Annotated in this window: 21 protein-coding genes; 15 read left to right on the top strand and 6 right to left on the bottom strand. The window is 31.8% G+C overall.

Annotation, left to right across the window (positions count from 1 at the left end; translation table 11 throughout):
* Position 1: 1 nt before the first annotated feature.
* The 6 genes from efeB to PYW35_RS11145 all read left to right on the top strand — a co-directional run bounded on the left by efeB (position 2) and on the right by PYW35_RS11145 (position 6,795).
* On the top strand, positions 2-1,240 hold the full coding sequence (efeB, locus tag PYW35_RS11170) for an iron uptake transporter deferrochelatase/peroxidase subunit (protein WP_103323575.1): 1,239 nt from the start codon (positions 2-4) through the stop codon (positions 1,238-1,240).
* Positions 1,215-2,918, top strand: coding sequence for an FTR1 family iron permease (locus tag PYW35_RS11165; RefSeq protein WP_103323574.1), 1,704 nt, complete (start codon positions 1,215-1,217; stop codon positions 2,916-2,918). The genes efeB and PYW35_RS11165 overlap by 26 nt, the downstream gene beginning before the upstream one ends.
* A 573-nt stretch (positions 2,919-3,491) precedes the next feature.
* Positions 3,492-4,352, top strand: a complete 861-nt coding sequence (locus tag PYW35_RS11160) for an ABC transporter ATP-binding protein (RefSeq protein WP_103323573.1) — start codon at positions 3,492-3,494, stop codon at positions 4,350-4,352.
* A gap of 6 nt (positions 4,353-4,358) precedes the next feature.
* Positions 4,359-5,090 carry an ABC transporter permease gene (locus tag PYW35_RS11155; RefSeq protein WP_103323572.1) on the top strand — a complete coding sequence of 244 codons (732 nt, stop codon included), beginning with the start codon at positions 4,359-4,361 and terminating at the stop codon, positions 5,088-5,090.
* Complete coding sequence (locus PYW35_RS11150) at positions 5,090-6,196, top strand: sensor histidine kinase (RefSeq protein WP_103323571.1); 1,107 nt, start codon at positions 5,090-5,092, stop codon at positions 6,194-6,196. The genes PYW35_RS11155 and PYW35_RS11150 overlap by 1 nt, the downstream gene beginning before the upstream one ends.
* On the top strand, positions 6,193-6,795 hold the full coding sequence (locus PYW35_RS11145; RefSeq protein ID WP_016913162.1) for a response regulator transcription factor: 603 nt from the start codon (positions 6,193-6,195) through the stop codon (positions 6,793-6,795). Before PYW35_RS11150 ends, PYW35_RS11145 begins: the two co-directional genes overlap by 4 nt.
* Before the next feature lie 450 nt (positions 6,796-7,245).
* Here the strand turns inward: PYW35_RS11145 and PYW35_RS11140 are convergent, their stop codons facing one another.
* On the bottom strand, positions 7,246-7,890 hold the full coding sequence (locus PYW35_RS11140) for a FusB/FusC family EF-G-binding protein (RefSeq protein WP_103323570.1): 645 nt from the start codon (positions 7,888-7,890) through the stop codon (positions 7,246-7,248).
* Positions 7,891-8,109: 219 nt separating this feature from the next.
* On the opposite strand from PYW35_RS11140, the gene PYW35_RS11135 reads away from it, so the two are divergent.
* Complete coding sequence (locus PYW35_RS11135; RefSeq protein ID WP_016913107.1) at positions 8,110-9,135, top strand: hemolysin family protein; 1,026 nt, start codon at positions 8,110-8,112, stop codon at positions 9,133-9,135.
* Between the two features lie 157 nt (positions 9,136-9,292).
* Here the strand turns inward: PYW35_RS11135 and PYW35_RS11130 are convergent, their stop codons facing one another.
* Positions 9,293-9,838 carry a hypothetical protein gene (locus PYW35_RS11130; RefSeq protein ID WP_103323569.1) on the bottom strand — a complete coding sequence of 182 codons (546 nt, stop codon included), beginning with the start codon at positions 9,836-9,838 and terminating at the stop codon, positions 9,293-9,295.
* Positions 9,839-10,121: 283 nt separating this feature from the next.
* Between PYW35_RS11130 and glpT the strand changes: the two genes are divergently transcribed.
* Both glpT and PYW35_RS11120 read left to right on the top strand, forming a co-directional pair.
* Entirely contained in the window at positions 10,122-11,483 is a 1,362-nt protein-coding gene (gene glpT, locus PYW35_RS11125; protein ID WP_103323568.1) for a glycerol-3-phosphate transporter, read from the top strand.
* A 404-nt stretch (positions 11,484-11,887) separates the two neighbouring features.
* The gene (locus tag PYW35_RS11120) at positions 11,888-12,790 is read left to right on the top strand and encodes a helix-turn-helix transcriptional regulator (protein ID WP_103323567.1); all 903 of its coding nucleotides are present in this window, start codon (positions 11,888-11,890) and stop codon (positions 12,788-12,790) included.
* 50 nt (positions 12,791-12,840) lie between these two features.
* On the opposite strand, the gene PYW35_RS11115 is transcribed toward PYW35_RS11120, so the two are convergent.
* Complete coding sequence (locus PYW35_RS11115; protein WP_103323576.1) at positions 12,841-13,881, bottom strand: NAD(P)/FAD-dependent oxidoreductase; 1,041 nt, start codon at positions 13,879-13,881, stop codon at positions 12,841-12,843.
* Positions 13,882-14,067: 186 nt separating this feature from the next.
* A complete protein-coding gene (locus tag PYW35_RS11110; RefSeq protein ID WP_016912777.1) occupies positions 14,068-15,000 on the bottom strand; it encodes an aldo/keto reductase in 933 nt (310 codons plus the stop codon).
* Between the two features lie 662 nt (positions 15,001-15,662).
* On the opposite strand from PYW35_RS11110, the gene PYW35_RS11105 reads away from it, so the two are divergent.
* Both PYW35_RS11105 and PYW35_RS11100 read left to right on the top strand, forming a co-directional pair.
* The gene (locus PYW35_RS11105) at positions 15,663-16,154 is read left to right on the top strand and encodes an LLM class flavin-dependent oxidoreductase (RefSeq protein WP_226908950.1); all 492 of its coding nucleotides are present in this window, start codon (positions 15,663-15,665) and stop codon (positions 16,152-16,154) included.
* Between the two features lie 23 nt (positions 16,155-16,177).
* Positions 16,178-17,319, top strand: a protein-coding gene (locus PYW35_RS11100; protein ID WP_201628971.1) for an IS3 family transposase whose coding sequence is annotated in 2 segments (ribosomal slippage) — positions 16,178-16,448 and positions 16,448-17,319 — 1,143 coding nt in all. Because the reading frame shifts where the segments join, the coding sequence is not laid out codon by codon here.
* 73 nt (positions 17,320-17,392) lie between these two features.
* Here the strand turns inward: PYW35_RS11100 and PYW35_RS11095 are convergent.
* Positions 17,393-18,223, bottom strand: coding sequence for an aldo/keto reductase (locus tag PYW35_RS11095; protein WP_103323063.1), 831 nt, complete (start codon positions 18,221-18,223; stop codon positions 17,393-17,395).
* A 212-nt stretch (positions 18,224-18,435) separates the two neighbouring features.
* On the opposite strand from PYW35_RS11095, the gene PYW35_RS11090 reads away from it, so the two are divergent.
* The 4 genes from PYW35_RS11090 to PYW35_RS11075 all read left to right on the top strand — a co-directional run bounded on the left by PYW35_RS11090 (position 18,436) and on the right by PYW35_RS11075 (position 21,198).
* Positions 18,436-18,666, top strand: coding sequence for a hypothetical protein (locus tag PYW35_RS11090; RefSeq protein ID WP_226908932.1), 231 nt, complete (start codon positions 18,436-18,438; stop codon positions 18,664-18,666).
* A 174-nt stretch (positions 18,667-18,840) separates the two neighbouring features.
* The gene (locus PYW35_RS11085) at positions 18,841-20,055 is read left to right on the top strand and encodes a NupC/NupG family nucleoside CNT transporter (RefSeq protein ID WP_103323062.1); all 1,215 of its coding nucleotides are present in this window, start codon (positions 18,841-18,843) and stop codon (positions 20,053-20,055) included.
* 89 nt (positions 20,056-20,144) lie between these two features.
* Positions 20,145-20,630 (top strand): DUF1648 domain-containing protein, encoded by a 486-nt coding sequence (locus PYW35_RS11080; RefSeq protein ID WP_016912765.1) that lies wholly within the window; start codon positions 20,145-20,147, stop codon positions 20,628-20,630.
* Positions 20,631-20,640: 10 nt separating this feature from the next.
* Complete coding sequence (locus tag PYW35_RS11075; protein WP_103323061.1) at positions 20,641-21,198, top strand: DNA-3-methyladenine glycosylase I; 558 nt, start codon at positions 20,641-20,643, stop codon at positions 21,196-21,198.
* Positions 21,199-21,246: 48 nt separating this feature from the next.
* Here the strand turns inward: PYW35_RS11075 and PYW35_RS11070 are convergent, their stop codons facing one another.
* On the bottom strand, positions 21,247-21,687 hold the full coding sequence (locus PYW35_RS11070) for a MarR family winged helix-turn-helix transcriptional regulator (RefSeq protein ID WP_103323060.1): 441 nt from the start codon (positions 21,685-21,687) through the stop codon (positions 21,247-21,249).
* Positions 21,688-21,689 lie beyond the last annotated feature (2 nt).

Below are 21,689 nucleotides of genomic sequence, written 5' to 3'. Positions count from 1 at the left end.
CATGTCTAATGAAGACAATTATATAGCCAGAAGAGATTTCCTTAAACTTGCTGGTGTTGGGGGAGCAGGATTATTAATAGGTTCTACTGGAGTTGGAGGAACTTTATTAGCTTCCCAATACTTTGCTAAAGACAAAACAAATGTGAAAAACAAAGTCAATTTTTATGGGAAATATCAGTCTGGTATAACGACAGAAGTACAAAAACATGTTTATTTTGTAGTTCTCACAATTAACAAGATGTCAGTTTCTGAAGTTAAAGAAATGTTTAAAATTTGGACGAACTATAGTGTTCATCTAATGAATGGTGAATTTGTAAAAGAGCTCGGTAAAAATAAAATGTTGCCGAGTCCTGATACAGGAGAAACAATCGGTTTAGATGCTAACCGTTTATCGCTTACTTTTGGAATTAGTCCTTCATTTTTTGAAAAAGTAGGTTTGAATAAGCGTAAACCAGAACTTTTAAAAGACTTGCCTCATTTTCCTAAAGATCAATTAGATAAAGCTTATACAGGTGGCGATATTTGTATTCAAGCTTGTTCAGATGATCCTCAAGTTAATTTTCATGCGATTAGAAATTTAATTCGAGTTGCTAAAGGTGAAGTGTCAATGAAGTGGAGTCAAACAGGTTTCAATTCATTTAAAGAGAAAGATGGAAAAATAGAAACGCCTAGAAATTTATTTTCTTTTAAGGATGGAACAGGAAATCCTGATGTCCATAATCAGTCTGAATTAGATAAGTATGTGTTTATTCAAGAGGGATGGGCTAAAAATGGCGCTTACTTAGTGGTGAGAAGAATTCAAATGTTGTTAGAAACATGGGACCGTACAGCTTTAGGAGAACAAGAAGCAACATTTGGTAGATATCGTCACTCTGGTGCACCTATAGGAAAAGAACATGAATTTGATACGTTTGATCCAAATATTAAAGATAAAAATGGCGATAAGTTGATTGAAAAAGAGTCGCACGTAAGTTTAGCAAAAGCATCGAAGACGAATATATTAAGAAGGTCATATTCTTATTCAGATGGTATTCATTCACAAACAGGAACATTCGATGCAGGTTTATTATTTTTATCTTTTCAAAAATCTCCTGAACAATTTATTAAAATCCAAAATAAAATGGGTGCAGTTGATAAATTGAATGAATATATAACACATCGAGGTTCAGGTATTTTCTTATGTTTACCTGGTGTCCGAGAAGGAGGATATTTAGGTGAAACGTTATTTAACCATTTTTAGTATTGTGATGTTCATTTGTTTGATTGCACCTTTAACGATTAAAGCCACAACAAGTTTAAGTGAAATTTATATTAGTGTGACGGATGCTAAGACAGCGATACAAGAGAAAGACAAACAAGCATTTAAACAACATTTTAAAGAAATTAAAGACAACTGGCAAAAAGTGAATCAAAATGATCATAAACTTGTTCAAACGATAAATGAAGATATTCATAAAGTCGAAGAAAGTAAGTCGTCAGAAGATAAAGAGAAAGCGTTAAATAAACTTACTTCAGATTTAATTGATTATGAAAAAGTGTTGAACCCTGTTGATAAACAAAAGAAAAGAGATCAATTGCAAAAAGAAATGCAACCGCTCATCCAAGAAATTTCTAAAGCTATAACAGATAAAGACTTTGAACAAGCGCAAGCAATCAATAATCAATTAAATGCAACTTGGACTAAAAATGAAGCAATTGTTCGTGAAGAAGATATAGGAAGATATGGTCAAATTGAAACAAGATTGATGTTTATAAGAATAGCGTTAACTAAAGATAAAGTAGATGCTGCAAGCGCACAAATAGAAGTGGAACAATTAAAGAAAGCATTAGATGAATATTATGCAGGTAAGAAGTCAGATGTGAAAACGGGTGACCAAGATGTGAATATTTTAAATAAACATCTTGATCAGGCGATTCGTAATATAAAAAATAATGATTTAGCTAAAGCTAAACAAGATTTACAACAGTTTATCATTGCGTGGCCAAACGTAGAAAGTGAAATCAGCACTAAAAACGGTGCGCTATATACTAAAATAGAACAACAAATCCCACAATTTGCAGGACAACTTGAGCAAGATAATAAAGACGATATTCAAGCTCACTTAGAAAGCATTAATCATGAAATTAAATCAACCATATCTAAGACGAGTTATACATTTTGGGATGCAGCATTAATTTTGTTACGTGAAGGCGTAGAAGCGTTGCTGATTGTGATGGCTTTATTAACAGTTACACGTAAATCAGAACAAAGAAAAGCATCAAAATGGATTGTTATAGGCAGTATGAGCGGTATCGCGCTAAGTATCGTTTTAGCATTTATATTTAAATCAATATTTGATAACTTAGGTGCAACAAGAGAGTTAACAGAAGGTATCGTAGGTATAGGGTCAGTCGTCTTGATGATTATCGTAGGAATATGGCTGCACTCTAAATCAAGTTTGGATTCATGGCAAAGCTTCATTAATAAAAATATGGATATAGCCATGTCCACAGGCAGTATCATAACATTTGGATTAGTAGCATTCTTATCCGTATTTAGAGAAGGTGCTGAAACAATCATTTTCTATTTAGGAATCGTAGGAAAGATATCAACATGGTCATTTGTTTTAGGTATTGTTGTCGCGTCAGTTATATTAGTGTTAATCGCGATATTCTTTAATCAAATAACAAAATGGATTCCAATACATCGATTATTCTTTATAATGTCATTATTCATATTTATATTGGCATTTAAAATATTAGGCGTAAGTATTCATACATTACAAATATTGAATATCGTGTCACAACACGCTATCAATAAATTACCTTTTATAGACATTGTAGGATTTTATCCAACATACGAAACACTCATACCACAACTTGCGCTAGTTATTATTGTAGTTGTTTATTATATGATGAGTAAGAAGAAAGGCACTTAATAAATTTAAGTGTCTCAGAGTGTCGACAAAGTCTTTTTTAGACTTTGTCGGCATTTTTTATGCGCATGCTTTCCGCGGGCATGTTCTCAGCCTGTAGTCTTCGAATCATGCTGTTCCCGCAGGAGTCAGCGCTAAACAAACACCAAATATTAACAAACTATTTTATAATATAGATGAAATTTTATTTAGGGGTTAATTCTATGTTAAATTTTATTTTGAATTTATCAAGTCAGGGTCCACATGATAAATAGAGCTGTTGAATTTATCAAGTCATGCCCCACATGATAAATAGAGCCGTTGAATTTATCAAGTCAAGATCCACATGATAAATAGAGCCCGTGAATTTATCAAGTCAGGGTCCACATGATAAATAGAGGCGTTGAATTTATCAAGTCAGGCTCCACATGATAAATAGAGCCGTTGAATTTATCAAGTCAAGCTCCACATGATAAATAGAACCGTTGAATTTATCATTCATGACATTTGTCATATCATATTCGTGACAGTTTGTACTTATAACGCATCGTGCTGTTATTTATACTTAAGTTAAATGAATAAAGGACGGTGATTGCTGTGATTGATGTTCAACAAGTAACGAAGATTTATCATGATAAAAAAGTTGTGAATGGTGTGTCTTTTCAAATTAATGAAGGGGAATGTACGGCTTTGATTGGCCCTAATGGTGCAGGTAAATCGACATTGATTGATATGATTATTGGCGATAGACATCCGAATGATGGACAAATTGTAAGTGATGACCATCAATTGGATAAGAAGCGGATGGGCATTTTGTTCCAAACGACTGCGTTTCCTGATGTGATAAAAGTTAAAGAGTTATTTAAACTTTATAAGTCGTTTTATAAAGATACGATTTCGATTGAAGATTTCAAAGAAATTACGAGATTCCGTGATGATAAATTAGAACAATTTGCGTCTAAGTTATCTGGTGGTGAACGTAGAATTTTAGATTTTGCGTTAGCGATTATCGGTAAGCCTGAATTTCTGATTTTAGATGAGCCTACTAGCGCGATGGATACTGAAATGAGAAAGCATTTTTGGAAAGTGATTGAACAAATGAAGCAAGAAGGTAAGACGATTTTTTATACTTCTCATTATATTGAAGAAGTTGAGCGTATGGCTGATCGTGTCGTTGTACTTAACAAAGGTGAACTTGTCATGGATAGTACACCTAGAGCGATTCGTCACAGTGAACATAAGACGCATATTCAAATTCCTTTATCGAGTAAACATATCATTGAATATCTTGAAAATGTTTCGGTGGAAGAAACGAAAGATGTATTAATCATTACTACACAAGATATTAATCCCGTTATGAAGACTTTTATGAAACATAATATGGATTTTAATGAAATAGAAATTTCAAAAGAGTCATTAATGGATACGATATTTTCAAAAAATGAAGAAAGGATTTGATGAGATATGTTATGGGCTTATTTTAAATCAGAATTATTGTTAATTTCTCGAAAAAAATCATATTTAATACTTTCAATCATGTTACCTCTTGTATTGTATTTAATTTTTACGGCAATGCTTGATTTGCCAAAAGAATATGAAACAAAATTTTATAAAGAGTACATGTTTAGCATGGCAACTTTCAGTTTAAGTAGTTTCTGTATTATGACATTTCCGCTAGAGATGATTGAAGATAAGAAAATAGGTTGGGCTAAAAATTTATTTAAAACACCTTTATCGCCAATCTATTATTATGCAGGAAAAGTGATGAAATTAATGTGCATGTTTTGCATAGCGATCATAGCGTTATTTTTAGTTGGAGGATTATATAGAGGTGTCGAAATGTCAGTTGGTGAATGGATGGGTTCTGGCATCTTATTATGGATAGGCGCTAGTATGTTTTTATCAATAGGCATACTCATTTCACAAATGAAAGACTTACAGAAGGCAAGTGCAGCGGCAAATATATTATATTTAGGACTTGCTATAGTAGGTGGTTTATGGTTTCCGACTGATCAGTTTCCCGATTGGTTAAAAGAAGTTTCATATGTAACACCGACTTATAATTTAAAAGAACTGTCTCTTTCATTTACAACAAACAGCGGTATTAACTTTGAATCGTTACTCATCTTAGCTGTTTATTGTATACTATTTATAAGTATCGCATTACTTATACGTAAAAAAACGGAAGTGATTTAATGTCTATATTAGAAAAAGTGAAAGCAAATCCGATAGGCACTTCAAATTTGATATATTTAATTTTTCCTGTGCTAAGTTTATCAGTGCTTGGACATAAAGGACCATTGTGGAGCGGTATACTCATCACCGTTCTATTTACTGTAAGTTATTTAATTATGATTTATGATGACTTATCTAAGAAAATTATTTTAAGAAGAACCTTATTAGTCATTCACTTTTTAGGCATCTTTTATTTTGTAGGATTTTTTAATGCTTCACATTTATTATTCTTCTTTTATGGAGCATATATCATACCCTATGTATTTCAATTGAAGATGAACTCAGTAGAAGTGTTCATGTATGTAAGTGCATTTGTATTCACTATTTTTATAATTGGATTAGATGACAAAGAATATTTAATGCTCATGATTCCAATGGCTATTGTCATTTTATTAGTTATGTACGGGAATTTTAAAGTATTAGAATCCAGAAAGCTACAAGAAAAAATACGCAATCAAAATGCACATATTAATACGTTGATAGCTGAACAAGAGAGAAATCGTATCGGTCAAGATTTACATGATACGTTAGGACATGTGTTTGCGAGTTTAAGTGTTAAGTCTGAACTTGCAATGAAATTGATTGATAAAGATGTAGATAAAGCGAAAAGTGAAATGGCGTCTGTTAATGAATTATCTAAAGATGCTTTAGTTAAAGTAAGAGCGATTGTCGACGATTTGAAATTACAATCATTTGAAGAAGAAATTAAGACGATGGATACATTATTAGAAAACGCGAATTTATTATTTGAATTTAGAAATGCTGATCGAGCTAAGTCGTTAAGTCCAACTAAGCAATCAGCTTTGTCGATGATATTGAGAGAAGCGGTTAATAATGTGATCAAACATGCAAAAGCTACTAAAGTGACAGGCGAAATTATTGAAGAGAATAAAAGCATCAGTATGGTGGTTCAAGATGATGGTATCGGAATGAAAAACATTTGTGAAGAGGATCTTAAAAGTATTAAACATCGTGTCGATGCAGTAAAAGGAAAATTAGATGTGAATAATTTAAATGAAGGCTTAAAAATAACGGTTATTTTGCCGAGGGGGGATGATACATTATGATTTCAATCGTGATAGCAGAAGATCAAGAAATGTTACGAAAAGCGATGGTTCAATTAATGGAACTGAATGATGAATTAGAAATCTTAGGTGATGTCCCGAATGGTGAAGATGCATTACAAATCATAAAAGATAAACAACCAGATGTTGCAATATTAGACGTTGAAATGCCTAAAATGACTGGACTCGAAGTATTAAAAGCAGTTAAAGATTTAAAATTGAATACAAAAGTGATAATTGTGACGACATTTAAAAGACCGGGATATTTTGAAAGTGCAGTAGCAAATGATGTAGACGCATATGTACTGAAAGAACGCTCTGTAGATGAGCTCGTTGTAACAATAAAAAGTGTTATGAATGGCAAGAAAGAATATAGCGAATCATTAATGACCTCTATGTTTAAATATAAAAATCCACTAAACCCAAAAGAACAACTTGTGTTAAAAGAAATTGGCAAAGGCTTATCAAGTAAAGAAATTTCAAAAGTATTATTTTTATCAGATGGCACAATTAGAAATTATACATCGACTATTATTGATAAATTAGAAGCGGATAATCGATTTGATGCCTGGCAAATAGCTGTTGAAAAAGGTTGGATATAGTAGGGTATTATATTTTAGATGAAAAATAACAGAGCGCAAATGCTTTGGAATCGTATGATATCTTCTGAGTCTTCATGCGATTTACCCAGAATTTACCAGAAACGCACAATATCTTCTGAGTCTTCGTGCGATTTACCCAGAATTTACCAAAAGCGCACGATATCTTTTGAGTCTTCATGCGTTTTATCCAGAATTTATTCATAATGCTCACTGAATATTGTAATCCTGATTTCACTTTGATTACCTCTCACGATTTTGTGAAGTGCTGACGCCCGGGGGAATAGTATGAGTGAGAGACTACAGGCTCGAGCCATACCCCTAGGCAAGCATGCACGAGCAAAATCATAATATTTTAATATAAAAAGGTCTCTTCACTAGGCATAGCCTAATGAAGAGATCTTTTGTTTTGAGAATGGGTGTTTATGTTCCAGACTCATAATCTTAAAAATATTATTTTGCTTTTACAGTGTGTATAAAATCATATAATCCGTCTAGTTGATCGAGTTGTTGGTTACAACGTTGACTATCATGGCAAATATAGTTGCCGTTCTTAGTATATGTTCCATCACCTTTAGATTTAGTTGTAGATAGGAACATAGAAACATTTGATTCTTTTTTACATATGCTGCAAATGCCAGGTTTAATAGTAGGTGATAAATCGCCCGACACACCTGTTAATATGCCATTTTCATACATTATTATAAATTTCTTTTGCTTTCCTGAATCATTCCAACCTATATAAGAAGACTCTTTTAAATCAATGCTTTCCCAATCTGGCTGTTTTAACTTTTTAGTCTTTTTAAAAAGTTTTTCCAATTGTTTACTTGAGGGCATTTCAAAAGGAATGACATAGCTTTTAAGTCCAAATAATACTTTCTCGACTTGCGCTCGAGAAATTCTTTTGTTCATGATTATATTTGTAAATTCTTCTATTTCAGAATGTTTCTCGCTAAAAAGTTGTGATATATGGTCATACGTGATTGCTTGAAAAGTATCAATTGTTTTTAAGTCGTTAACCGACTTATAGACATTAGATAATTGTTCTGACTTTTGTTTAATACTAACGAATTGATATGGTTGTATATAATTATTCATAAAAAATCCCTTCTTTAATTAATTTGATCGTTGGGTATGAATAATTGTAGAGAACATGACACATAAAGTAGCATCTTAAGATCCCTCCTTATCAGAAACTAGTATAGTCCTTTATCTACCTAATTTCAAATGTATAATATTATTAAAAATAATCGAAATAGTGTAAAATTAAATTACAATCTAAAATGGTTGTAATTTGTAATAACATGGAGGAATTAGTTGGGAACCGCTATTAGTTTAATTATTTTTATTGTATTACTTGCTTTAACTGGATTCTTTGTTGCAACTGAATTTGCAATTGTGAAGGTGAGATCATCAAGAATCAATTATTTAGCTAATCAAAATTACAAAAATGCTCAATCAGCAAAAAAAGTAGTAGATTATCTTGATGAATATTTAGCAGCATGTCAGTTAGGTATTACGATAACCGCATTAGGTATAGGTATGGTAGGAGAATATACATTTGAATTTATGCTTCATCCACTATACAGTAGCTTCGGTTTATCAGAGACGATGATTCATGTATTAACGTTAGTAAGTGCATTTGTTATTGCAACGTACTTGCATGTTGTAGTAGGTGAAATGGCACCTAAGACAATAGCAATTCAAAAAGCTGAACAAGTCACATTATTCTTTGCAAAACCAATCATACTGTTTTATAAATTATTATATCCTTTTATTTTTATTTTAAATGGTTCAGCAAGAATAATACTTAGTTTAATAGGCATGAAACCGGCTAAAGAGTCGGAATTATTTCATTCTGAAGAAGAATTAAAAATGTTGATTCAAGAGAGTCATCAAGGTGGAGAAATTTCATCAACTGAGTTGGAACATATTAATAAAGTTTTTATATACGATGAATTGACGGTGAAGGATTGCATGATATCAAATGATAGCATTGCAATGATTGATATTCATTCGAGCCAACAAGAAGCGATTAACTTCGTGAAAAATGGATATTATACAAGATATCCTGTGTTTAAAGAAAATGAAGCGAATATTGTAGGTTATATCCACGCCAAAGATTTATTAAAAGACAATATAGAACATATATCTGAATTAATTCATGATATTATACATGTCACAGAATCGGATTCTATTCAAAGTGTATTAGAAAAAATGAAAATCAAACGTGTTCATATTGCGATTGTATATAATCAACAAGATAAATTGGTAGGTATTATTACTATGGAAGATATCCTTGAAAATATTGTCGGGAATATTGAAGACGAACATGATAAATAAAATAGTATAACAGAAGAGCTTAAGACATCATTTCCTTGCTCAAAATAAATCACCCAAACCGTTGGATACATTGTCGGATTGGGTGATTTTTATATTTCTGATTTTGTAAAGTACATGCTTGCTTTAGGAATATGGTTCGAGCCTGACGCTTTATTTGTTAATGATGTTTTTTCTCTTTCGGTGGCCATACAAAATATGAAATACAAATAATTAAGTCGATGATGATGACAATTGTCCAAAGATGAATCACACCATCCATAGCTTCTGTACGATTTTTATCATGAATGAAATAAATGATTAAATGCAAAATCCCTGTTCCTATAAAGTAAGAGAGCAAATGTTTCAACCAGCTTTTAGCATAGTGTTTAGCGTAAGCCAATCCTACAGGTTTATTGGGTTTTGGTCCTTCTTTCATCACATAATATCTAAATCTATCATCTGCCCACTTTATCATGCTTTTTCCAAAAACAAGAGATACTGCTATATATACTGCAGCAATCGCATGAGGGATTTCAGCTGTTGCGCCATTTATGAGATCTACAGATGTTGTGATAAGCAGTATTAAATCTATAACGGGTGTAAGTGCTAGGAAGAATAAGCCTAACGTTTTCTTTTTAAAAATGTATCTTGTGACCAATCCGAGTAATATAACGACCCAAAAGGCTATTTCACAGAAAATAATGAGCCATACGATTAAGTTCATAGTTAGTCCTCCTTTATTGTGTTAGTCCAGCTATTTCTCCATCTATTTTTATTTAATGAATTTTTATTTTCTTCGTTATTAATTATTTTTGTCATATTCAAAGTATGACACATTTCAATACACTTGTTGTAAATAAAAGTTGTGAAAATAAATAATGTCATGTTGTAAAATGTTTCAAATTACATTGACTTTAACGTTGTCAAAATCTATGATGAAACTATCATCCAATCATTTACAAATCATTTACAATCTTTACAAATATTCAATATTAGGGGGATTCACTATGGCAAATTTTTTGAAACCAGCTAAACATATCGATCCACTACCAGAAGAACAGGTAGACGATACTTATAAGAAATTAAGGCTTAAAGTGTTTTTAGGGATATTTCTTGGTTATGCCGGTTATTATTTATTAAGAAAAAACTTTTCTCTTGCTATGCCTGCATTGATTGATGAGGGTTTTAGCAAAACGGAATTGGGGTTTGCTTTGTCAGCTATCTCAATAGCGTACGGATTTAGTAAATTTATAATGGGGACTGTTAGTGACCGGAGTAATGCAAGAATATTTTTAACGTTAGGGTTAGTGCTAACAGCTATCGTTAACTTGCTCATGGGTTTCATTCCTGTATTAACATCAAGCGTATTTATTATGTTTATTATGCTTTTCTTAAATGGTTGGTTTCAAGGGATGGGGTGGCCACCATCAGGAAGAGTACTTGTACATTGGTATAGTGTGAGTGAACGTGGAAGTAAAACGGCGATATGGAACGTTGCTCATAATGTAGGTGGCGGTTTAATGGCGCCAATCGCATTGCTAGGTATATCTATTACAGGTACACTTACGTTTGGATATTTAAAGGGGTTTGAAGGTGTATTTATTTATCCAGCTATCATCGCATTAATCATTGCATTTGTATCATACATTCTTGTTAGAGATACACCACAATCGATGGGGTTACCTCCGATTGAAGATTATAGAAATGATTATCCGAACAAAGAACAACAAACGTTAGAAGTTGAATTAACAACGAAAGAAATACTCTTTAAATATGTTTTGAATAATAAATGGGTATGGATGATTGCCGTTGCTAATATATTTGTTTATTTCGTTCGTTACGGTGTACTAGACTGGGCACCAACTTATTTAAGTGAAGAAAAAGGTTTCGACTTAAATGCTTCAGGTTGGGCATACTTCTTATATGAATGGGCTGGTATTCCGGGCACATTATTATGTGGTTATATTTCCGATAAAGTATTCAAAGGTAGAAGAGGGCCAGCAGGATTTATCTTCATGTTAGGTGTTACAATCGCTGTTGTTGTCTATTGGTTAAATCCTCCAGGAAATCCGTTAGTGGATAATATGGCTTTAATTGCTATAGGTTTCTTAATTTACGGACCGGTTATGCTGATTGGCTTACAAGCGCTAGATTATGTCCCTAAAAAAGCAGCAGGTACAGCAGCAGGATTAACTGGGTTATTCGGTTATTTAGGCGGTGCTGTAATGGCCAATATTATTATGGGCTTAACTGTTGATAAATTAGGATGGGATTCTGGATTCTTGTTATTAACAATTACGAGCATTCTAGCTATGTTGAGTTTCATCTTTACTTGGAACAAACGTGGTCAAGAAGTTGTGAAGTCTTAATGCAATATAAAAAAGGGGCTAGTACATAAATGTCCTGAATTATAATGATTTTGCAAAGTGCATGCTTGCCTAGGGGTATGGTTCGAGCCTGTAGTCGCGCGCGGCATACTATTCCCCCGGGCGTCAGCACTTTACAAAATCAGAAATATAAAATCACCCAATCCGAAAATGATTCCAACGGATTGGGTGATTTATTTTAAGTTGGGATTTATGTCCCAAACAGTTTTTGTTTTTTTAATATGAAAACAGATATTTTTAATTTTTATATATTTACTCATTAAAGTTTTGGAATTATAATATTATCGTTATAATTCAATATTTTGGCATTCATAATTTTACATTTTATTCAACTATGAATGATTGTCAAATATTTCAAAAGATAAAAATGAATTAGGAGATTTTTTGTGAGAAATATATATGAAATCAAATACTTAAAGTATTCAGCTACTAAATATCGTAACCATGTCGGGATTTCTTTTTTTGTTGTGCTTAAAGGTAAGGTTATGATGACGATTAAAGATGAAAGCACTTTTTACGAAGAAGGTGAAACATTTATTGTTAAGCATAATGAATGTTATAAACTAGATGTATTGGAAGGGAATATTGTTGTACAGATTCATTTATACGAATCATTAATTGAAACGATGGTACCAGAATTATTATCTAATCATTACCATCTTACTTCACAATCAGAAATTATGATGTTAAGAGATCAGTTGATATATTTATGTTGTTTAAATTTAACACACAAAAACAATCAGAATTTAAAAATTATGAAACAGCTTATATCTATTTTAGAAGTTTATAAAGAACGTTTATTTTTAAAGAATCATGATTGTCCAATTATTCATAAAAATGTTAATCCAATAATTGAAGAAATTAAAGATTATATTTTTGAGCATTACAACGAACGTATTACAATTAATACATTTACGCATAAGTATCATTTATCTGAGTCATATTTTTCGAAAATGTTTAAAGAACAAATGGGTGTGAATTTTAAAGATTATTTAACAGATATTAGATTATTAAATAGTATATATGATTTAATCCATACGCATGAAAAAGTAATAGACATTTCTGAAAAACATGGATTCTATAACGTTTCTGCTTATATTCATTCTTTTAAATTATATTATGGTGTCACGCCGAAAAAATATAGAGATATGATTCAAAATAGAAACGCACAATTTGCGAGACCAAGCTTTTTTAACGAGGTAGATTACGAAAAAAATCTTTCTATAGATGAAATTAAATTTTATTTAAGACATTTTGAACAAAAATATACCCAAACAGTTTGTACATAGCGAATGAACATAAAAAAGCAGTCTAGAAAATATGCTAGACTACTTTATGTTTATGATTGGGCAATATATTTTTTAATAACTTCTTTATTTTTCTCTTTAAATACATCATTATGACTTGAGACACGACCGCCTTCTTGTGCGTCAGGATCAATATAACTTTTTGCTAAGTTAGCTGCATTGGCAGCGTCATTAAAGCAAGATGCGATTAAATGAACTTTCGCGTCATGTTTAAGGATGTCTCCAGCTCCAAAAATGCCAGGAACAGACGTTTGACTATTTCCTAAACCTTCAATAAAGAAATCATTTACTAAGTTAACTTTAGTTTGTGCATTATGAAGTAATTCAGACTCACGATCAAAACCATGACTAATAATAACTTCATCAACTGGGATGATTTCTTGTTCTTTCGTTTCCACATTCTCTAATACGACTTCTGAAATCATTGGTTTATCAGGGTGACTGTTAAGTTGCTTAATAGCCATGCTCGGCTTCTTACTAATATCGAGTTTATCTAACAATTGACGCATATGTTCATGACCGGATATTTCTTCTTTTCTATAACAAATCGTGACACTTTTAGCATATTCAGATAAATCACAAGCCCAGTCTAATGCAGAATTTCCAGCACCTGAAATCAGTATATGTTTATTTTTATATTTTTGAATAGATTGAACGACATAATTTAAATTTGAAAGTTCAAAGCGTTCAGCACCTTCAATATCTAGCGTAAGTGGTTTAATGATTCCGCCACCAACAGCAATAATGATAGATTTAGAATGGTACTCGTTTCCTTTTGCTGTATATAAAATAAAATGTTGTTCTTCAACTTTTTTAATATCGACAACTTTTTCTTCTAAACAAACTTCTGGACCAAAATGAAGGCCTTGTTGAACTAAGTCTTGGATGACTTCATAGCAAGGTTTTGGAGCTATAGCGCCAATATCCCATATGACTTTTTCAGGGTATACATGCATTTTGCCGCCTAATTTACTTTGGAAATCTAGTATCCTTACGCTCATTCCTCTTAACCCGGAATAGAAACTCGCGAACAAACCCGCAGGACCCCCGCCTATAATCGTAACGTCTGTCATATTCATCAGTCATGATTCCTCCTATATTTCAACTTATTATCATTATCCTATATTTGCAAATGATAATCAATATCAATGAGTTAATTGTCTTAATATATTAATAGAAAGAACTCGTAATTTTTTGGAGAAATCATTATAAAAATAAAAAAACCGAGAACATGATTCATTTCTCGGTTGAATATTGCTTTATGAAATTGGGAATAGAGACTCTATTTGCTGAATGTTATCTTCAGTTAGTTGTACATCTAATGTTGTTAAGTTGTCTATTACTTGATCATTTCGCTTAGCTCCAGGAATAATAACATCCAATGAAGGTTTTGTTAAATAATAGGCAAGTACAATGTGTGCAACTTCAACATTGTGTTCTTGAGCAATTTCTCTTAGTTTATCAACTTTTTTAAGGTTTTCTTTAAACTGTTCACCTTGAAATTCAGGTTTATCCGCTCTTAAATCATCGAAAGTTGTATTTTCATCATATTTACCTGCAAGTAATCCAGCAGCTAATGGGAAGTAAGGAATAAACGTAATATCATTTTCTGCTGTATATTCTAAAATATGTTCGTTTTCGCGATTTAATAAGTTGTATTCATGTTGTATAACATCAACATTTCCATTTTTATTAGCTTCTTTTAATTGTTCTAAAGTAAAATTAGAAACACCAATTGCTTTAATCTTGCCAGCATCTTTTAACTCTTGTAATGCAGCAACTGCTTCATCTTTAGGTGTTTCATCATCTGGGAAATGAATATAATATAAATCTATATAGTCAGTTTGAAGTCTTTTAAGGCTATTTTCAACTTGTTCTTTAAGAAATTCAGGATCATTAGAAAGTTTCGTTTCTTCACCTTCAAAATAATGAGCACCTTTAGTAGCGATGACAACATCTTTTCTGTCATATTCTTTAACAACTTCACCTACAAGTTCCTCAGATCTACCAGGACCATAAATAAAAGCTGTATCTAATAAAGTTACGCCATTATCAATCGCAGCGCGAACAACATCTTTACCTTGTTCTTCATCAAGGTTAGGGTATAAATTATGTCCCCCAACAGCATTTGTTCCTAAACCGATTGGATTGACTTCAATATTTGATTTACCTAATTTAGCTTGTTTTACCATATAAATCGCTCCTTTCATTACTCTTTATATCTTATCATTCTAATAGGATATTAAAAAAATCATATGCTTATATAAAGTTTGGGAGTGGGGTATGGAAGTTTAGCTTGAATTTAGATTAAGAGATGGCTAAACATTCAAATTAGAGATAAATATCAATAAAGTTATCCATATAAGGTTTCTTTAATCATTGCCAATGGTAATAACATTCCTATACATATTTTAATCATGTAAATACCTACATGTCAAAATAGTACTATTTTTAATACTATGTCATTATTTATTGCCTACTTCAATAATGATACTATTTCAACTAATATACTAGATATAATATTTATTGAAAAGGGGTAATATAATGAATGAAACAATAGACTTATTAAAAAACCATAGTTCTATAAGAGATTTCGAAAATAAAGCGATACCTGAGGAACAGGTTAACGAAATATTTAAAGCTGCAAATTAAACTTCTTCTTTCAGCTTGCTACAAGATGTAACTATTATTCGTGTGACTGATAGCTCCTTACGCAAGGAAATAATGAAACTCAGTGGTAATCAAAATTATATTGAAGATGCTTCAGAGTTTTGGATATTTTGTTCAGATTTCAATCGTAATCAACAATAAAAACTAATTTTGTAAAATAAACTAAATTTGGAAGGAGCTATTTATGACTGAAAATAAAAAACAAATGTTGCTAGGATTAGGATTCACAGGGGCATATGGTGCAAATGCTAAAGCCTGGAAAAGCGAAGGAGTCAATAGTAATACTTATCCAGATATTAAAGCAGATATTCGTTATGCTCAACTTGCTGAAAAAGGAAAATTTCAATTTCTTTTTGTAGGCGATTTCCCTGGAGCAGTACCCGATGATAATAGTCATGTACCATCGATGACGCTTGAACCTATTATTACTTCTACTACAATTTTACAACAAACTAAACACATTGGTGTGGCATCAACTGTACATACTCAGTGGAATTTTCCTTATACTGTAGCACGTCAATTTAAGGGAATAGATTTAATGAGTGGAGGACGCATTGCCTGGAATGCTGTTACGGGATCAAGCCCAAAAGTAGCAGAACATTTAGGTGTTAATTTAATGGATAGTAAATCACGTTATGAAAATCACTATGAATTCGTTGAATTCATATTAAAATGAATTTATACGGAGGTGTTTTTTCTATGAAAAGAGTGGCATATTCAGTTGAAACAAAATATAAAGTAGTAGAAATGAAACTTAAAGGATATAGCGCAAGAGAAATAATGGATGCTTTAAATATTAAAAATGAATCTCAAGTTAAAGTGTGGTGGAAATGGTATAGAAATGGGGAAACACATAGATTCAATCAACAAGTAGGTAAACAATATTCCTATGGAAAAGGAAACGAAGAATTGAGTACTGTTGAAACACTAAAAATTGAATTAAAGCGCAAAGAAGTAGAAAATGAAATTTTAAAAAAGTACAAGGAATTGGAAAGGAAGTGGTCCCAGAAGTAGTTGTTGAATTAGTAAATGAATTGAAATCTAAATATATAGTGAAAGTCATTTTAGAAGCTTTAGATATTCCAAAATCAAATTATTACAGATGGAAAAACAAAGATTTCAGTATATCTGAGGATGAACGTGAAATTATAGAACTATGTAAGAAACATCGTTTTACATATGGCTATAGAAAAATAACTGCCTTGTTAAATAGAAAAAATAATAAAACAATTAATCACAAGAAAGTACAAAGAATTATGCAAAAACATAATTTAAATTGTAAAGTACGCGTGAAGAAATCGAAAAGACCAGGTAATCCATATTATAAGACACATAATCTATTGAATAGAAATTTCAAAACAGAGAAACCTTTAGAAGTACTTTTAACAGATATCACTTATTTACCCTTCGGGAATACAATGTTGTATCTATCATCTATCATGGATGCTTACAATGGTGAAATTGTGGCATATAAAATTGGCAAAAACCAAAATCAAGAATTAGTAAATGAGACATTAAAACAACTTCAATTGGAACCAGGAGCTATATTACATAGTGATCAAGGAAGTGTGTATACTTCTTATGAATACTATGCCCTATGTACAGAAAAAGGCATTACCAGAAGCATGTCCCGTAAGGGAACGCCAGCTGATAATGCCCCAATAGAATGTTTTCATGCCTCTCTAAAGTGTGAAACATTCTACTTAAACAGTGAGCTTAGAAGCTCTAATACTATTGTAATAGATATTGTCGAAAATTACATTGAAAACTATAATAAAGTTAGAATTCAACAAAAACTAGGCTACTTATCCCCTATAGAATATAGGGAATTAGCAGCCTAGAAAATAGTGTTTTTATTGAACTCCCTTAGTAAGGGTGCAGTGCCGATTGATCGTTGGCAGGTTTTTTTGTTTTTTAAAATTCTTCATATGTTGCTGGGTCTTGATCTTTAAGACGTCCGTTGTCTTGTGTTAATGCATCGATTATAGCTAAGTCTTCTGATTCTAAATAGAAATCGAAAATATCTATATTCTGTATTTGTCTTGCGATTGATGTAGATTTAGGGATTGGTACTACACCGTTTTGTACGTGCCATTTCAAGATGATTTGTGGAATGGTTTTGTTATATTTCTCTGCGATTTGTCCGATTTTTGCATCGTTTATGACTTCTGATGCTCGACCTAGTGGACTCCATGCTTCTATTATAATCCCTTTTTCTTTATGGTATTCTAGTACGTCTTTTTGATTAAAGTAAGGGTGTAATTCTATTTGGTTAACAGTTGGTAACACGCCTGTTTCTTTTTCTAATGTTTCGATGTGCTCTTCTAAGAAGTTACATACACCGATAGATTTAATAAGTCCAAGTTTTTGAGCATCAATTAATGCTTTCCATGCTTCGACATATTTTCCTTGTTTAGGGTTTGGCCAATGTATTAAATATAAGTCGAGATATTCAACGCCAAGTCTATAAATAGATTCTTGAATGGCATTTATTGCTTGATCGTAACTGTGATAACGTCCTGGTAATTTAGAAGTTACAATAATTTGGTCGCGATCTACGTGACTTTCTTGAATGGCTTTACCAACTGTACCTTCATTTTCATAGTTATATGCAGTATCAAGGATTCGATATCCATTGTTTAGTGCATTTACGATGGCATGTACGCCAGTTGTTCCGTTTAGCTTGTATGTACCAAATCCTACTTGCGGTAACACTTGTCCATCAATTAAATTATAATTTTCCATGATTATAATGCCTCCTATTTAAAATATAAAGACTCTACAATTGTAAACTATATCATATTATGATTTACGTACTTCAGTAATTAGCTTGCGAAAGTTTTTGAAGATAAAATTTCTTTTTTTAATTTTTAGTAAAACGTATTGAATTCATAGAATGAATGTAGTAATATGTATCTCATTGCGCAAGGTAAGTAGCTAATAGCTAGAGTCATATTATGGAGAAAAGAAGGGTTAAAATGGAGCGTGTATGTGTTATTTCATTAAGCATTATTGATGCGATAATGATACTCATGTTATTACTGTTTAATACATTCATTATATCTAACATTTATGTGTTAACAGTGTATGCTTTAATCATGGTACTGGTTTCTGGTTATATAGTTTATTTAGCTATAAGTATGAAATGTGATCAATCTATTAATCAATTTGATCAATATCCTAAATAATAGAATTTAACGAGTATATGATAATAATTTAAGCGAATAAGCCGTCTAGGTTTATTCGCTTTTTAAATTTTATTTAAAAAATTGTAATTGTGTTTTTAAAATGTAGTAACATACTTTTAATTTGCATGTTATAATTGTGGTGTTTTTAATAAATAAAAAGGTGGACAATAAACAATGTTTCTAATCATCAATATAATTGGTTTGTTGGTATTCATTGGTGTCGCTTTTCTTTTTTCTAGGGATAAAAAGAATATTGATTGGAAATCAGTATCCATACTTATTGCTATTAACTTAGCATTAGCATGGTTTTTCACTCAATTTTCTTTTGGAGCAAAATTTGTTAAAGGTGCGGCTGATGGTGTGTCGTGGCTTTTAGAATCTGCTTTTTCGGGAATTGGATTTGCATTTGGTAGCTTCACAGCGCCAGGACCAGGGAATATGGATATGGCAGTTTCAGCGTTACTACCAATTCTACTAGTTGTACCGATATTTGATATCTTAATGTATTTAGGTATTTTACCAAAATTCATTTCAATATTAGGTTGGTTTATTTCAAAAGTAACGAGACAACCTAAGTTTGAGTCGTTTTTCTCTATTGAAATGATGTTTTTAGGAAATACGGAAGCTTTAGCAGTATCATCTAAACAGTTAACGTCTATGAATAAAGTCAGAGTATTAACAGTTGCCATGATGTCAATGAGTTCGGTTTCAGGTGCGATTGTTGGTGCGTATGTAACAATGATTCCAGGGGAGTATGTATTAACTGCGATACCATTAAACATAATTAATGCGATTATTGTAACAACTATTTTAAATCCATTTGATTTAGATCCAGAAGATGATGTGGTAGCTGAGATTGACGAAGGGGAAAGACAACCATTCTTCTCATTTCTGGGGGATTCAGTAATCAATGCAGGTAAACTTGTATTGATCATCATTGCGTTTGTAATCGCATTTGTTGCAATTGCAGACTTGATTAATAAGTTATTAGGTATTATGGATCCTATTCCATACTTACCAGACATAAGGTTAGAGTATATACTCGGTATCTTTATGTTCCCATTTGCGATTTTACTTGGTATGCCAATTGGGGAAGCTTGGGTAGTGGCTCAACAAATGGCACTTAAAATTGTAACAAATGAATTTGTTGTGATGAGTACAATCAGTAAAGAGATAAGTGAATATTCAACACACAGAGCAGCGGTTATTAGTACTTTCTTAGTATCATTTGCTAATTTCTCGACAATTGGTATGATAATAGGAACATTAAAAGGTATTGTCAAAGATGATGTATCTAATTTTGTATCTAAATATGTGCCGATGATGTTGCTTTCAGGTATATTAGTATCACTGTTAACAGCAGCATTTGTTGGATTATTTGCTTGGTAAGCTATATAAACAATTTGAAAGTTTAAATTTAAGAGCAGCAAGCACATTATATGTACTTGTTGCTCTTTTTATATAAAGGGGGATATGTCGTGCTCAAACGTATGCTAGATATATCAAGTATTGTGATGTGGTTACTTTCTATTATATTAATCATGATTAACTTTAATGAGTTGCCCGATAAAATTCCGAGTCATTATAACTTTGCTGGAAATCCAGATGCATGGGCAACAAAGACTTTTGTCTTTATGATGCCAGCTTTAGGATTATTGATTTGGTTAATCCTTCATTATATTGTGCGTAATCCAAAGTTAGATAAATACATACATGTTCCATCACTTTACGGTCAGCCAAACAAAGCACAAATAGAAAATGCTAAATTACTTATTTATTTTATTAAGTTTGAAATGATGGCGTTGTTTACTTTTCTAGTTATTAAAGATTTGTACACAGCATTAGGCGTGCCTTTTAAATTAGGTGTTTGGGAGACGATGTTCATTTTAAGTGTATTTGGGTTAACGATTATCATATTTATGGTACGAAATCATAAATATGATAAAAAAGAAAATATGAAATGAGTGAGCGAGAATGACTGAATGTACATGGCCAAGTAGTGAGTTAATGAAAAAATACCATAAAGAAGAATGGTGTAGAATTAACAAAGATGATCAATATATATTTGAATTGCTTTCTTTAGAAGGTGCGCAGGCAGGATTATCATGGGAAACAGTCATACAAAAGCGTGAAGCGTATCAAGAGGCGTTTAAACAGTTTGATATAGAAAAGTGTGCGCAACTAACAGACGAAGAATTAGAGAACATTAGAACAGAATATAATGTTATAAAACATAAAGGAAAAATTCAATCTGTCAGAAATAATGCAATCATCGCCCAAGATGTTCAACGAGAATATGGAAGTTTAGCAGACTTTTTATGGTCTTACGTAGATGGTCAACCTATTATCAATAAGTGGCAGCGCACAAATGATGTACCTGCAGAAACTGAACTTTCGATAAAACTAAGTAAAGATTTGAAGAAATTAGGGTTTAAATTTGTTGGTCCGAAAATCGTGTATTCATTTTTGCAAAGTATCGGTATTATAGATGACCATATTATCACGTGTCCATACCATACTCACAACAGATAAACTAAATCCCACCAAAATAATAATGGTGGGATTTAGTTTATAGATGAGTTATTCAGATAAATTTTTATTCAGATTCGTTTGAATAAATTTTTCTATAGAATCTCTTAATTCTGTGATGTCTTCATAATCCATATCTAGTTCTTTAAATACTTTTAATACTTCTTCTGAAATTTGACCTTGTGTTTCAATGCCTTCTTCAGTAAGAGAAACTCGTAAATTTCTTTCATCATTAATCGCTCTTTCACGGTTAATGAATCCTTTTTCTTCAAGTTTTTTTAAAAGTGGTGTTAAAGTGCCAGAATCCAAATATAGTCTATCGCCTAAAGTTTTAATATTGATGACTTCGTTTTTATCTATAGATACAAGAACGATATAACCGGTATAAGTTAAGTTATATTTTTTCAACATTGGTGTATATTTTTTAATGAGTTCTTTTGACGCAACATATAATAAGAAACCAAGCTGCTTATTGATTGGTGGTAAATCCATTT

Source organism: Mammaliicoccus vitulinus, from assembly GCF_029024305.1.
GTDB lineage: Bacteria > Bacillota > Bacilli > Staphylococcales > Staphylococcaceae > Mammaliicoccus > Mammaliicoccus vitulinus.
The sequence above is the reverse complement of the archived record's forward strand: the minus strand, read 5'-3'. Positions and strand labels throughout refer to the sequence as shown.

What these genes read in the sequence shown, in the direction of transcription:
- PYW35_RS11070 (WP_103323060.1), bottom strand. Translation starts at nt 21,687, where the DNA reads ATGGATTTACCACCAATCAATAAGCAGCTTGGTTTCTTATTATATGTT.
- PYW35_RS11140 (WP_103323570.1), bottom strand. Translation starts at nt 7,890, where the DNA reads ATGAATAATTATATACAACCATATCAATTCGTTAGTATTAAACAAAAG.
- PYW35_RS11075 (WP_103323061.1), top strand. Translation starts at nt 20,641, where the DNA reads ATGACTGAATGTACATGGCCAAGTAGTGAGTTAATGAAAAAATACCAT.
- PYW35_RS11145 (WP_016913162.1), top strand. Translation starts at nt 6,193, where the DNA reads ATGATTTCAATCGTGATAGCAGAAGATCAAGAAATGTTACGAAAAGCG.
- PYW35_RS11130 (WP_103323569.1), bottom strand. Translation starts at nt 9,838, where the DNA reads ATGAACTTAATCGTATGGCTCATTATTTTCTGTGAAATAGCCTTTTGG.
- PYW35_RS11105 (WP_226908950.1), top strand. Translation starts at nt 15,663, where the DNA reads ATGACTGAAAATAAAAAACAAATGTTGCTAGGATTAGGATTCACAGGG.
- PYW35_RS11095 (WP_103323063.1), bottom strand. Translation starts at nt 18,223, where the DNA reads ATGGAAAATTATAATTTAATTGATGGACAAGTGTTACCGCAAGTAGGA.
- PYW35_RS11150 (WP_103323571.1), top strand. Translation starts at nt 5,090, where the DNA reads ATGTCTATATTAGAAAAAGTGAAAGCAAATCCGATAGGCACTTCAAAT.
- PYW35_RS11090 (WP_226908932.1), top strand. Translation starts at nt 18,436, where the DNA reads ATGGAGAAAAGAAGGGTTAAAATGGAGCGTGTATGTGTTATTTCATTA.
- glpT (WP_103323568.1), top strand. Translation starts at nt 10,122, where the DNA reads ATGGCAAATTTTTTGAAACCAGCTAAACATATCGATCCACTACCAGAA.
- PYW35_RS11110 (WP_016912777.1), bottom strand. Translation starts at nt 15,000, where the DNA reads ATGGTAAAACAAGCTAAATTAGGTAAATCAAATATTGAAGTCAATCCA.
- PYW35_RS11155 (WP_103323572.1), top strand. Translation starts at nt 4,359, where the DNA reads ATGTTATGGGCTTATTTTAAATCAGAATTATTGTTAATTTCTCGAAAA.
- efeB (WP_103323575.1), top strand. Translation starts at nt 2, where the DNA reads ATGTCTAATGAAGACAATTATATAGCCAGAAGAGATTTCCTTAAACTT.
- PYW35_RS11085 (WP_103323062.1), top strand. Translation starts at nt 18,841, where the DNA reads ATGTTTCTAATCATCAATATAATTGGTTTGTTGGTATTCATTGGTGTC.
- PYW35_RS11115 (WP_103323576.1), bottom strand. Translation starts at nt 13,881, where the DNA reads ATGACAGACGTTACGATTATAGGCGGGGGTCCTGCGGGTTTGTTCGCG.